We start from the raw sequence: 12962 nt of genomic DNA on the forward strand, positions 1-12962 counted from the left end.
ACTGTTTATAATTAAAAAGGCGATCGCTGACAACAGGGATCGCCTTTTTGGTAACGGTATTGTGGTTAGCCGTCTAAGCCTGCAGACGCACTTTTGTTTTGAATCAACTCAATTTTGTAGCCGTCTGGGTCAGTAACAAAAGCAATATGCGTGCTGCCACCTTTAACGGGACCAGGCTCGCGAGTCACATTACCACCGGCCGCTTTAATCGCGTCGCATGTCGCGTAGATATCGTCGTAACCAATGGCGATATGGCCGTAGGCATCACCCAAATCGTACTGAGTTGTCCCCCAGTTGTAGGTGAGCTCAATAACAGCGCCTTGGCTTTCGTCACCAAAGCCGACAAACGCAAGCGTGTATTCGTATTCACTGTTTTCGTTTTGTCGAAGCAGCGTCATACCCATAACGTCGGTGTAAAAACGAATGGAGCGGTCAAGATCGCCCACTCTCAACATGGTATGCAAAACTCGAGGTGTAGTCATAACTTTGTCCTTAGGATTAAACGTCAGTTTTTTCTTTAAATTCACACAAATCTTCGATGAGGCAACTTCCACAACGAGGTTTTCTTGCTACGCAGGTGTAGCGACCATGGAGTATCAACCAATGATGCACATCGAGCTTAAACTCCTTAGGAACCACTTTAAGCAGCTTTTGCTCAACATCATCAACGGTTTTACCCATGGCCAGCTTGGTTCGATTTGACACACGATAAATGTGAGTGTCGACCGCAATCGTTGGCCAACCAAAAGCGGTGTTCAGAACAACGTTAGCGGTTTTTCGACCAACACCGGGCAGGGCCTCTAGCGCGGCTCTGTCTTCAGGGACTTCACCGTTATGTTTGTCCAGCAGTATACGGCAAGTTTTGATGGTGTTTTCGGCCTTGGAATTAAACAGCCCAATGGTTTTTATAAACTCTTTGAGTCCATCAACACCCAAATCAAAAATACCTTGTGGAGTATTGGCAATAGGGTAGAGCTTGTCGGTGGCTTTATTGACACTGACATCGGTTGCCTGAGCAGACAACAATACCGCAATCAGCAGCTCGAAGGGCGATGACCAGTTCAGCTCTGTTTGTGGCTTTGGGTTGTTTTCTCTTAGTCGCTCTAAGATCAAGCGTCGCTTATCTTTGTTCATAATCCTTTACGCACGGTGTAGTAGTGGTGAATGACTAGGCGTTGGTGACACGTGCCCGCGTGATTTCTGGCTTTTGCTGTTTTGGCTGACGCAAGCTTGCACGATGATCGGTCCAGTTCTTGAAGGCGATAATAAACCCAACAGCAATAAAGGCTCCTGGTGGCAGTAACGCGAGTAGGAAGTTGCTGTCGACACTGAATAACTCAATGCGCAATACGCTCGCCCATTCGCCCAGCAAACGATCCGCGCCATCAAACAGAGTACCATTACCCAGTACTTCTCGAATACCGCCCAGCACCACAAGCACGCTGGTCATGCCCATACTCATCCAAAAACCGTCAATGGCAGAAGGTAACACCGGGTTTTTTGCAGCGTAGGCTTCCGCACGTCCAATGATGATGCAGTTGGTCACAATAAGTGGGATAAAAATGCCCAGTGACTGATACAGTTCGTATGTGAAGGCGTTCATTAGAATTTGAACGCAAGTCACCAACGCAGAGATGACCATCATAAAAACAGGCAGTCGAACATCTTTTGGAACGTAATGACGAACCAACGAGACCACGACATTCGAGCCAACCAATACAAACATTGTCGCAAGGCCTAGACCCAATGCGTTGGCCACTGACGAGGAAACCGCCAGTAATGGGCACAGTCCCAAAAGCTGAACCAATACAGGGTTGTTCTTCCACATGCCGTTGACAAACAGTGCCTTATTTTCAGTCATGTTTACTCTCCACAGCTTGGCGCTTGATTAATGATGGCCAACTGGTTTTCTTGTACATAGGCTAGCGTATTTTTAACGGCTTGAACAACCGCTCGCGGCGTGATGGTTGCACCGGTAAATTGATCGAACTCACCGCCGTCTTTTCTGACTTGCCATTGGACGTGATTGTCGTCGGTCAATCGCTTACCGTTAAAGCTTAGGATCCAATCCGATACTCGAGTATCAATTTTATCGCCTAATCCTGGGGTTTCTTGGTGTGACAACACGCGAGTCCCGAGGATTTCACCTTGCATGTTGATCCCAGTGATCAGCGTGATTTTGCCGTTATAGCCGTTTGGTGCGACCGATTCTACCGCCATGGCAACAGGTTCATCCTGTTTAGTGGCTATGTAGGCTGGTAGCGTTTCACTGCCAAGCCTTGGGTCGCTGAGCAGGACACAGCTGCTGTAGAGCGGATTGTCGTACAGCTGAGGATCAATTACTTGGTCTAGAGTTCGTTGAAGCTGTTTCTTTTCTTGTTCCGCGATGCGATCGGCAGTGAGGTGATGCGTGACGGCAACTAATCCAGTTGAGGCAAATGCAAATACAGCAAGCGTGGCACCATTTTTCTTAATTGCTTGAAACATAATGATTAATGCCCGTAAGTTTTTGGTCTGGTGTAATAGTCGATAAGCGGTACACACATGTTTGCCAATAGTACGGCAAACGCAACCCCGTCTGGATACCCACCCCAAGTGCGTATAATGTAAACCATTGCGCCAACAAAGGCCCCAAAGACAATCCGGCCTCGTACTGTAGTGGCGGCCGACACGGGATCGGTGGCAATAAAGAACGCCCCAAGCATAGTTGCGCCAGAAAGTAGGTGCATTAATGGGCTTACACTAGCGTCTGGATTGGCTATCATGCCGATGGTGCTAAAAACAAAAAGGCTGACTAGCATCGCGACAGGTATGTACCACTGAATCACTTTTTGCTGGATGAGTAATAAACCTCCGGCAAGATACAGCAGGTTGATCCATTCCCAACCAAGCCCAGCGAGCGATCCAAAAATTGGTGACGCTTTAATCTCTTGGGACAGCATCTGATTGGCCAAATCCGTTTTAAAGGTGTCGAGTGGGGTAGCCATACTGACTCCGTCAACACCGGTTCTTAACTGCTGCAAAGAAAAGCCATTTCCATCAAACCCGCTAAAGATCAACTGGAATGCATCCGAAAAGGAATAGTCGACAGGCATGATTGAGGTGGGTGTTAACCAACTGGTCATTTGCAGCGGGAATGATATGAGCAAGACAACGTAGCCCACCATTGCTGGGTTAAACAGGTTGTTGCCCAGCCCACCATATAAATGTTTGGCGATTACAATAGCGAAGAACAGGCCGATAACCAGTATCCACCATGGGGCGAGAGGAGGGATTGCCACGGCCAGCAGCCAGCCAGTTAGTAAGGCGGAGCCATCACGTAATGCGGTGACCGGCGAACGTTTTCGCAATACCATCACCAGTGATTCGAAGGCGACCACTAACAAAAGTGCCCAAATAAGCTGTATTGCTGTGCCCCAACCGAAAAAGTACAGTTGCGCCAGCAGTCCTGGAATCGCAGCCAACATAACCCACAACATCATTTGAGTGGTCGAGCGATGCTTCGCAATATGGGGTGAGCTAGTTACAAAAAAAGCCATTAGCTTTCATCCTTTTGCTGTTTTGCGAGTTTACGGGCCTTCGCTCTAGCAACGGCCGCTGCTACGGCTGCTTGCTTGTTGGTTTCGTTGTCCGAGTCTTTTGATGCGGTGTCTATTTGGCTGTCGGTCACTTGTGGATTAGCGTCCGCTTGCGCTGCTTTTCGAGCTTTCGCACGAGCAACGGCTGCCGCGACCGCATCTTTTTTATCGGCTTTGTTGGCGGAGTCTGACGGTGCTAAGCCTTTATCACTCTCAGTCACTTGTTGGTTCGCGTCCGATTGAGCTGCTTTGCGAGCTTTCGCACGAGCAACGGCTGCAGCGACTTCGTCTTTCTTATCGTCTTTGTTGGCGGAGTTTGACGCTGCTAAGTCTTTATCACTCTCAGTCACTTGTTGGTTCGCGTCCGCTTGCGCGGCTTTACGAGCTTTCGCACGCGCAACGGCTGCAGCGACTGCGTCTTTCTTATCGGCTTTGTTGGCGGAGTCTGACGCTGCTAAGTCTTTATCACTCTCAGCCACTTGTTGGCTCGCGTCAGCTTGCGCTGCTTTACGAGCTTTCGCTCGCGCAACTGCCGCAGCGACTGCGTCTTTCTTATCGGCCTTGTTGGCGGAGTCTGACGCTGCTAAGTCCTTGTCACTCTCAGCCACTTGTTGGCTCGCGTCCGTTTGCGCTGCTTTACGAGTTTTCGCTCGCGCGACTGCTGCCGCAACCGCATCTTTTTTATCGGGTTTGTTGGCTGTGTCTGTCGCTGCTGCGACTTTATCACTCTCAGCAACTTGTTGGTTCGTGTCCGATTGCGCTGCTTTGCGAGCTTTCGCTCGAGCGACGGCAGCAGCAACCGCAGGATTCGCTGCCTTAGTTGTACTGTTGTCCGCAGTGGCTTCGCCATCTTTTTGCGCAGCTTTACGCGCTTTTGCCCGCGCAACGGCAGCCGCAACAGCGTCATTGCTAGAGCTTGATGAATTGTTGTCACCATCATTGCCGCCAGTTGTCGCCTTATCGGCTCGTTTTTGGCGAGCTTGCTGCTTACGCTCTTCGCGCAACTTCATCATTTCGCTGTTGTCTGGGCGATCAGAGTTTTGAGCTTGTGCTTCCGCTTGTTTGGCCTTAGCACGGGCTATTGCTGCTGCAACTGCGGGTTTCTTTTCTGTTGTCGTTGCAGCGTCTTGCTTACCCTTTACTCGAGCAATGGCCGCGGCAATGGCGTCATCACCGCCACTTTGTGCTGCGGCTTGCTTACGCGCCTCTGCGGCTTTTCGATGTTTCTCTTCTCGTTCTTGTTTATCGCGCTCTAATCGAAGCTTGCGGTCTTCAAATCGCTGTTTGGCGCGCTCTGCCGACTCGACTTCAATACGCTGGATACGGATTTCGCTTTTCGCCTGACGGTAGTAATGCACAAGAGGGATATTACTCGGACATACAAATGCACAAGCGCCACACTCAATACAATCGTTGATATTAAGCTCTTCGCATTTGTCCAAATTACTGTCTTTGGCATGCCATTGTAGCTCTTGCGGCAGTAGGCGCGCGGGGCAAACTTCTGCACACTGGCCACAACGAATGCAGGCCAACTCTTGTTCTTGCTGCGCTAACTCTTTGACCGTTGGTCCTAAGAGGCAGTTGGTCGCCTTGCTGATTGGGATGTCTAAATGCGGCAACGCAAACCCCATCATTGGGCCACCCATAATCAATTTTTGCTTGGGCGCCGGTTGATAGTTCAGCTTTTCGACCACAGTGCGAATGGATGTACCCAATGGGATCCAGTAGTTTTGAGGCTTGGGAAATGCCTTTCCTGTAACGGTAACGACACGCTCAACTAATGGCGAACCATTCACTACGGCTTGTTGAATTGCAAACATGGAGCCGACATTATGCATGACAACACCAATATCGGCAGGTATCCCTTTTGAAGGCACTTGCATGCCGGTCAAAATTTCAATGAGCTGCTTTTCACCACCCGACGGATACTTCGTAGGGATCACTCGGATCACTAAATCGCTTTCTACGGCGGCTTTTTCCAGTGCCGATATCGCCTCAGGCTTATTATCCTCGATACCGATGATCACCAGTTCAGGGCTGAGCAAGTGAGTAACAATGTCAATTCCGCCGATAATTTCGTTCGCATGTTCGCGCATCAAGGTATCGTCTGCGGTAATGTACGGCTCGCACTCTGCAGCATTAATGATGAGTACCTTGGTTTTGGCCATTGCGGATTCAATTTTTCGCGCAGTTGGGAAACCGGCACCACCAAGCCCCGACACACCGGCACTGCGGATCTTGTCGATTAAGACTTGTTGGTCGAGTGTGGTGTAGTCAGGGCAGGGTTCGCGTTCGATCCATCGCTCTTGATGATCGTTTTCGATGATCACACACATATCCATCAACCCAGAAGGGTGGGCAATGGTTCTTTGTTCAATGGCAATAACGGTACCAGAAACAGTCGCGTGTACTGGCAACATGAGTCCGCTGGTATAACGGGTTAAAGGTTGCCCTTTTAGCACGTCGTCACCCACAGACACGAGCAATTCACCGGCTTTACCAATGTGCTGCTTAATTGGAATGACCACATGGTCACTGGCCGCTAAGCGACCAATCGGCGACTGATTCGATTGCTGTTTGTTTTGGGTAGGGTGCACCCCTCCATGAAAGTCCCATAGACGACCTTGTTCAATCACATGTAATAAAGTGTTGTTCATGGAGTTTTAACTCGTTTTCTCTAATTCGGGTTTATCGTCAGCGTTAACGTCTTTTTCTGTATTGTCTGGCGAATCCGCCACATTGACGATAGGAATCGCATCCAGTTGCCACTTCCACGTATCGGGCGTGGTTTTTACAGGGATCATTTCAATGCAATCCGTTGGACAAGGAGCGACACATAAATCACATCCAGTACAAAGATCCTCGATAACAGTATGAAGTGCTTTCGTGCCACCAGCGATGGCGTCGACCGGACAGGCCTGAATACATTTGGTACAACCGATGCACATATCTTCATGTACAAAGGCGACACGCTTGGTATCGTCCAACTCGTGTGCTGATTCTACGGCCTCCACCCCCATTAGCTCAGCGAGCTTTTCGATAGTGGCTTGGCCGCCAGGGGGGCACTTGTTGATTTCGTCCCCGTTAGCAATAGCTTCTGCATAAGGTCTGCATCCTGGATAACCACATTGCCCACACTGTGTTTGCGGCAAAATGGCGTCAATTTCGTCTACGATGGGGTCAGAGTCGACCTTAAATTTGATCGAGGCAAAGCCAAGCAGTGCGCCAAATAGCGCGGCAAGAATAACAAAAACGATAACGGCGATGATGATGGTGGTCATTATATTTTCACCAACCCAGTAAAGCCCATAAAGGCGAGCGCCATCAGACCTGCTGTGATCATCGCGATGGACGCACCTTTAAATGGCATTGGCACATCGGCGGCGGCGATACGTTCGCGCATACTTGCAAATAGGATCAACACGAGTGAGAAGCCCACGGCAGCTCCAAACCCATAAATGATCGATTCGATGAAACTGTGGTTTTCATTCACGTTCAATAACGCGACACCCAACACTGCACAGTTGGTGGTGATAAGTGGCAGGAAAATCCCGAGCAAACGATATAACGTTGGGCTGGTCTTGTGCACTACCATTTCAGTAAATTGAACAACCACAGCGATCACCAAAATAAAGCTCATGGTACGCAAATATTGAATACCCAAAGGTGCAAGGATGTAGTTCTCAACAAGATAGGCACTAATAGAGGCAATCGTAAGCACGAAGGTCGTCGCAAGCCCCATACCTATTGCAGTTTCGAGCTTGTTGGAAACGCCCATAAACGGGCAGAGGCCTAAAAATTTGACCAACACGAAGTTGTTGACGAGCACAGTGCCGATCAACAACAACAGATATTCACTCATAATGGTTTGTCATTTCACTCCGTAGAACTCGTTATTATCCTGATTTAGTGTAGTAATAACAACAACAAACTGGGTGAGGGCATTTTACTTGAGTGAAAATGTGTCAGTGGAATAGTTTAGGGGGCGGGCAAAGAACATTAATTCGATATGTTCGAGTATTTCAATACGACTGTGTGACTGGCAATTGAGCCACCTGTGAATTGGGCGGCTCAACGTATAAGGGGGTTTTTACGGGCGTTTAGCTTTGGTGTTCTGGTAATTGATTGTTTTTATATAGATCCGCAATGTCATGGTTTTTATCACGATGCTGGGCTTCGTCCTCTCGTATGCGTTTTAGAACATCTAGAAAACTCGCAGTATCAGGTAATTCATAGTAGTTAATGGCTATCTCAGGAGCGGGTGGGTTTGGCAAGGTTCCCTCTTCAATCTTTGAAATGTATTCAGAGTAACTAGTACACGCTTCTTCCTCAAAGTAGCCGACGATTCGGTGCGCTGTTTGAGAGGAAAACAGATATATCAGGCCATAAACGATAATAAACATAAACTGCAATGTCATAACCAGTATGCGTTCAATAATAGACGGCTTGGTCACGGCCAAAAAAATCATTAGATGCATTCGTTCGTTGTCTGCCTCATCCAACAGCTCTTTGATCCAGCCACCATCGTCTTTCATGCGCCTTAGTGCTTTTAGGTGGTTAAAAATGCCCGCAACCATACCCGGCACAGCGGCAACTGTTTCGAGCAACATAGCTCGTTTAGCTAACCGCTTTCCATAAAAAAGATTAAGGGTCTTTTTTAAAATACGTGTGATAAAAAGAGCCAGCTTTTCAGAAAATGTTTCTGGGCGATGATGAGACTGTTTAAACATGACTATATCCTTCAATTGAATCGCGATAGGGGATGATGTGGACTAGATGACTTTGTGGGGACCGAAGCATTCATAATGCATCTGCTCGCTATTTAGGCCTAGTTCGAGTAACTGCCTTGCGATATGTTGCATAAAGCCTACTGGGCCGCAAAAGTAGACTTGTGCACCAGCTTGTATAACGGCGTCTTTGATCTCATGAAGATCAATCAACCCAGTGAAATGGTAGTCAGCACCTTCTACATCGTTTTTGGTCGGTTGGTTGTACCAAACGAACGCGTCGATATTGGCGTGGTTAGCGGTTAGACGGTTGATGTGATCTTTAAAGGCGTGCTGTGTACCATTTTCGGTAGCATGGGCCCATGTAACTGGTGCGTCATGCTGATTGAGAGTTTCTAACATAGAGAGCGTAGGAGTAAGGCCAACACCGGCAGACACGAGTACCACTGGAGTCGTGTTATCTACGTCGAGAAAAAAATCGCCTGCAGGAGAAGTCAGCTGAACCGTATCGCCGATGCTGAGCTCGTCATGGAGATAATTTGAGACTTTACCATCCGGTTCGCGTTTGATCGAGATTCGGTAACTATCGGTTTGAACCGACGACGACAAACTGTATTGACGAATTTCTTGGAACTCAAAGGAGTCGCTATTGATATAAATGCCAACGTATTGCCCAGGCTTGAAGGGCGAAACAGTGCCTCCATCTACGGGTTCAAATACAAAGCTACAGATATGTTCACTTTCTAATTTCTTTTCGACCAATTTGAAGTCGCGAAGGCCGCGCCAACCACCTTCAAGGTTTTCATTGCTTTGGTATAGTTGCTCCTCACGTTCAATAAAAATATTGGCCAAAACACCATACGCCTCGGCCCATGCTGCGAGTACCTCTTCACCCGGTGCAAGTAACTCATCGATTGTGCCAATAAGGTGCTGACCCACAATGTCGTACTGTTGCTTAGTGATTTGGAAACTGGTGTGTTTATGTGCAATCTTTTCGACCGCGCCAACTAAGGCGGACACGTTGTCGATATTCTTAGCGTAAGCCACTATTGCGTTAAACAATGCTTCTCTTTGGTCGCCATTTCGCTGATTACTCATATTGAATATATTTTTAAGCTCAGGATTACCAGCGAACATGCGTTCGTAAAAATGCGCGGTAAGGTTAGGACCAGTTTGTTCGACAATTGGAGCGGTACTTTTTATGATTTCAATCGTTTTTGCGCTGAGCATAGTGTGTTCCTTTAAACATGTATTCTTAATGCATGTTTAAAGTTGTATCTCAAATATATCTTTTAGGCAAGAAAAGAATTAAGCTTTCAGCCTCACGGAGGAACACAGTATGCATTTAACAAACTTTACCGACTACGCGCTTAGAACGTTGATTTTCTTGGCTGCATTGCCAAAAGATGAGCTCACAAGCATAAGTGAGGCTACCGAGCTATTCGGTGTGTCTCGGAACCATATGGTTAAAGTTATCAATAAGTTAGGTCAGCTAGGCTATGTTCATACCGTTCGCGGAAAAAATGGTGGGATTCGACTTAATAAATTGCCGAAGGAGATCAGAGTCGGTGACGTTGTTCGAGATCTCGAGCCACTGCAACTGGTGAACTGCTCCGTTGAATTTTGTCACATTACACCTGCGTGCCGGCTTAAAGAAAAATTGGCCGCAGCCAAACAGGCATTTTTAGCAGAGCTTGATGAGTGCACTATTGAAGACTTAATGTCTGATAATGCAGAGTTGCTAATATTGCTGACTAGACCGTAGTTGGTTGATATTTCGCTCAAGGGGCGAGAAACGAGAAGCGACAAACGAGAAGCGACAAACGAGAAAGCCCCAGTCTTTCGACTAGGGCTTTGAATTTGGCTCCGCTAGCCGCGCGCCCCCTGCGGAACTCGTACCGGCCGGCGTTGCGGCTGTGACATAGTCACCGTTCGCAAAATATCGGGGAGTAGAAACGAGAAAGCCCCAGTCTTTCGACTAGGGCTTTAAATTTGGCTCCCCCTGCGGGACTCGAACCTGCGACATACGGATTAACAGTCCGCCGTTCTACCAACTGAACTAAGGGGGAATTGCGTTAGCGGGGTGCATATTACTTTCGGCCCTAGTTTGTGTCAACACAGAAAATAAAAAAATGGATTCATTTGGTGGTTTTTTATTCGAATTGGTCTGTAGGTAATTAAGTGGTCCGCTTTGCAGCCCTTATAGAAAAAGGGCTAACTTTAGTTATCCACCATTTTTGTGGATAACGCTGTGCGTACTTCGGGGTGACTTAAAAAGTTATCCACAGGAGAAATTGCGAGAAAATGAAAATCAGAGCGAAAGCCTATATATAACAGAGTGTTGCATCGAAAAATTGAGATTTCGTTGAACTTTGGGTTACACCCTAAAAGGCTTCAAGCACCAGATTAGTGTGTCAGAACAGTGTCAATTTGGGGAAAACCAGTGGATGAAATCGTTTGGCTTATCTTGGCAATTTCTCGCGGGCTGAAAAATATACCAAATTCATCACCTGTTTGCTACTGTTTATTTATCCATTAATTGTTGATTATAACCGTAAATCTAAGCAGAATAAGCGGTCAAGTTTGTAGGGAGTGAGATAAATGGACAGTCGTGAAACAGATCGCCTAGGTAAACAGTTTGAAGTTGTCTCTAAATACCAACCAGCAGGGGATCAACCTACCGCTATCGCTCAGCTTTGTGATGGATTGGATTCTGGTTTGGCTCACCAAACATTGTTAGGCGTAACCGGCTCGGGTAAAACATTTACCCTAGCGAATGTTATTGCAAAAGCGGCTAGGCCAACCATTCTACTTGCTCCGAATAAAACACTCGCCGCACAGCTCTACGGAGAAATGAAAAGTTTCTTTCCGAATAATGCTGTCGAGTATTTTGTCTCCTACTACGACTACTATCAGCCAGAAGCCTATGTTCCAACCACCGACACCTTTATAGAAAAGGATTCCTCGGTCAATGCTCATATTGAACAGATGCGTTTGTCTGCAACAAAGGCGTTACTCGAGCGTAAAGACGCCATTATCGTTGCTTCAGTTTCGGCGATATATGGTTTGGGCGATCCAGACTCCTATTTAAAAATGATGCTTCACCTTCGTCGCGGAGACATGTTAGACCAACGTGCGGTTTTGCGTCGACTGGCCGAGTTGCAATATAGCCGAAACGATATGGCGTTTGAACGTGGTCAATTTAGGGTGCGCGGCGAGGTTATCGACATCTACCCAGCAGAGTCTGAACATGAAGCGGTTCGTTTAGAAATGTTCGATGGTGAAGTTGAGCGGATCAGCACGTTCGATCCACTAACCGGCGCCATTATTACCAATGACTTGCCGAGATACACGGTTTATCCCAAAACCCATTATGTGACACCGCGAGAAAAGCTGCTTGATGCCATTGAAGATATAAAGCGCGATCTTAAAGAGCGACAAACCTATTTGTTAGAGAATAACAAACTGCTGGAAGAGCAACGGATAACTCAACGTACTCAGTTCGATATTGAAATGATTAATGAGTTGGGCTTTTGCTCGGGTATCGAAAACTACTCCCGTTACTTGAGTGGTCGTGAGGAAGGCGAGCCGCCACCGACCTTATTTGACTATTTACCCGCAGACGGTCTGTTGGTTATTGATGAGTCACACGTAACTGTGCCGCAAATAGGCGCGATGTATAAAGGTGATCGGTCACGAAAAGAAACGTTGGTGGAGTATGGATTTAGACTGCCTTCTGCACTCGACAACCGACCAATGAAATTTGAAGAGTTTGAGTCTATTGCCCCGCAAACTATCTTTGTTTCTGCAACGCCTGGCGCGTATGAGCTGGACAAAAGTGCTGGTGAAGTTGCGGATCAAGTGGTCAGGCCGACAGGGCTGTTGGATCCGGTTCTCGAAGTGAGGCCGGTGGCGACCCAAGTGGATGATCTGTTGTCCGAAATTAGAAAGCGTAGCGCCATTGATGAACGCGTATTGGTGACCACGCTAACCAAACGTATGGCGGAAGATCTTACTGAATACTTAGACGAACATGGCGTTCGCGTGCGTTATTTACACTCTGATATCGACACGGTTGAGCGAGTAGAGATTATTCGTGATCTTCGCTTAGGTGAGTTTGATGTGTTGGTCGGTATTAACTTGCTCCGAGAAGGGTTAGACATGCCCGAAGTATCCTTAGTGGCGATTCTTGATGCTGATAAAGAAGGTTTCTTGCGCTCAGAGCGTTCACTGATACAAACCATTGGCCGCGCCGCTCGTAACTTGGCTGGTAAGGCGATTTTGTATGGCGACCGTATTACTAATTCTATGCAAAAAGCGATGGATGAGACCAACCGCCGTCGTGAAAAACAGCAAGCTCATAATGAAAAACTCGGTATCGAGCCGCAAGCATTGGCCAGAAACGTAAAAGACATTATGGAGTTGGGTGATATTACGGCTAGTAAAGGCAAGAAAGCATCTAAAGTGGTGCCGTTGTCGAAAGTGGCAGAGCCTCAATCCGATTATGCACTGTTGTCGCCACAAGAGTTGGAAAAAACGATGCAACAATTAGAAGAGCAGATGTATCAGCATGCTCAAAACTTAGAGTTTGAGGAAGCGGCTGCTAAGCGTGATCAACTGGACGTACTAAAAAAACAGTTTATCGCAAATAGTTAGT

At 47.4% G+C, this 12962-nt stretch carries 12 protein-coding genes and 1 tRNA gene; 2 read left to right on the forward strand and 11 right to left on the reverse strand.

Annotated features, from left to right (window positions below):
* Positions 1-65 precede the first annotated feature (65 nt).
* From gloA to hmpA, 10 genes are all read right to left on the reverse strand, one after another.
* Positions 66-482, reverse strand: a complete 417-nt coding sequence (gene gloA / locus JQC93_RS09840) for a lactoylglutathione lyase (protein WP_205158270.1) — start codon at positions 480-482, stop codon at positions 66-68.
* Positions 483-498: 16 nt separating this feature from the next.
* Positions 499-1134: an endonuclease III gene (nth, locus tag JQC93_RS09845; protein ID WP_205158271.1), complete on the reverse strand. Its 636-nt coding sequence runs from the start codon at positions 1132-1134 to the stop codon at positions 499-501.
* 34 nt (positions 1135-1168) lie between these two features.
* Positions 1169-1861, reverse strand: coding sequence for an electron transport complex subunit E (locus tag JQC93_RS09850; protein WP_205158272.1), 693 nt, complete (start codon positions 1859-1861; stop codon positions 1169-1171).
* Between the two features lie 2 nt (positions 1862-1863).
* Positions 1864-2487 carry an electron transport complex subunit RsxG gene (rsxG, locus tag JQC93_RS09855; RefSeq protein WP_205158273.1) on the reverse strand — a complete coding sequence of 208 codons (624 nt, stop codon included), beginning with the start codon at positions 2485-2487 and terminating at the stop codon, positions 1864-1866.
* Positions 2488-2492: 5 nt separating this feature from the next.
* On the reverse strand, positions 2493-3539 hold the full coding sequence (gene rsxD / locus JQC93_RS09860) for an electron transport complex subunit RsxD (protein WP_205158274.1): 1047 nt from the start codon (positions 3537-3539) through the stop codon (positions 2493-2495).
* Positions 3539-6235: an electron transport complex subunit RsxC gene (rsxC, locus tag JQC93_RS09865; protein WP_205158275.1), complete on the reverse strand. Its 2697-nt coding sequence runs from the start codon at positions 6233-6235 to the stop codon at positions 3539-3541. Before rsxC ends, rsxD begins: the two co-directional genes overlap by 1 nt.
* 6 nt (positions 6236-6241) lie before the next feature.
* Positions 6242-6859, reverse strand: coding sequence for an electron transport complex subunit RsxB (gene rsxB, locus JQC93_RS09870; protein ID WP_205158276.1), 618 nt, complete (start codon positions 6857-6859; stop codon positions 6242-6244).
* Positions 6859-7440 carry an electron transport complex subunit RsxA gene (gene rsxA / locus JQC93_RS09875; protein WP_084885843.1) on the reverse strand — a complete coding sequence of 194 codons (582 nt, stop codon included), beginning with the start codon at positions 7438-7440 and terminating at the stop codon, positions 6859-6861. Before rsxA ends, rsxB begins: the two co-directional genes overlap by 1 nt.
* Before the next feature lie 238 nt (positions 7441-7678).
* Positions 7679-8308: an alternative oxidase gene (locus JQC93_RS09880; RefSeq protein ID WP_205158277.1), complete on the reverse strand. Its 630-nt coding sequence runs from the start codon at positions 8306-8308 to the stop codon at positions 7679-7681.
* Positions 8309-8350: 42 nt separating this feature from the next.
* Complete coding sequence (hmpA, locus tag JQC93_RS09885) at positions 8351-9535, reverse strand: NO-inducible flavohemoprotein (protein ID WP_205158278.1); 1185 nt, start codon at positions 9533-9535, stop codon at positions 8351-8353.
* 109 nt (positions 9536-9644) lie between these two features.
* Between hmpA and nsrR the strand changes: the two genes are divergently transcribed.
* Positions 9645-10070, forward strand: coding sequence for a nitric oxide-sensing transcriptional repressor NsrR (nsrR, locus tag JQC93_RS09890; protein WP_205158279.1), 426 nt, complete (start codon positions 9645-9647; stop codon positions 10068-10070).
* A gap of 228 nt (positions 10071-10298) precedes the next feature.
* On the opposite strand, the gene JQC93_RS09895 is transcribed toward nsrR, so the two are convergent.
* A tRNA-Asn gene (locus tag JQC93_RS09895) sits at positions 10299-10374 on the reverse strand.
* 532 nt (positions 10375-10906) lie between these two features.
* On the opposite strand from JQC93_RS09895, the gene uvrB reads away from it, so the two are divergent.
* Positions 10907-12961 carry an excinuclease ABC subunit UvrB gene (gene uvrB, locus JQC93_RS09900; protein WP_205158280.1) on the forward strand — a complete coding sequence of 685 codons (2055 nt, stop codon included), beginning with the start codon at positions 10907-10909 and terminating at the stop codon, positions 12959-12961.
* Position 12962 lies beyond the last annotated feature (1 nt).

Origin of the sequence: Vibrio ulleungensis, from assembly GCF_016900875.1 — a bacterium.
Taxonomy (GTDB): Bacteria; Pseudomonadota; Gammaproteobacteria; order Enterobacterales; family Vibrionaceae; genus Vibrio; species Vibrio ulleungensis.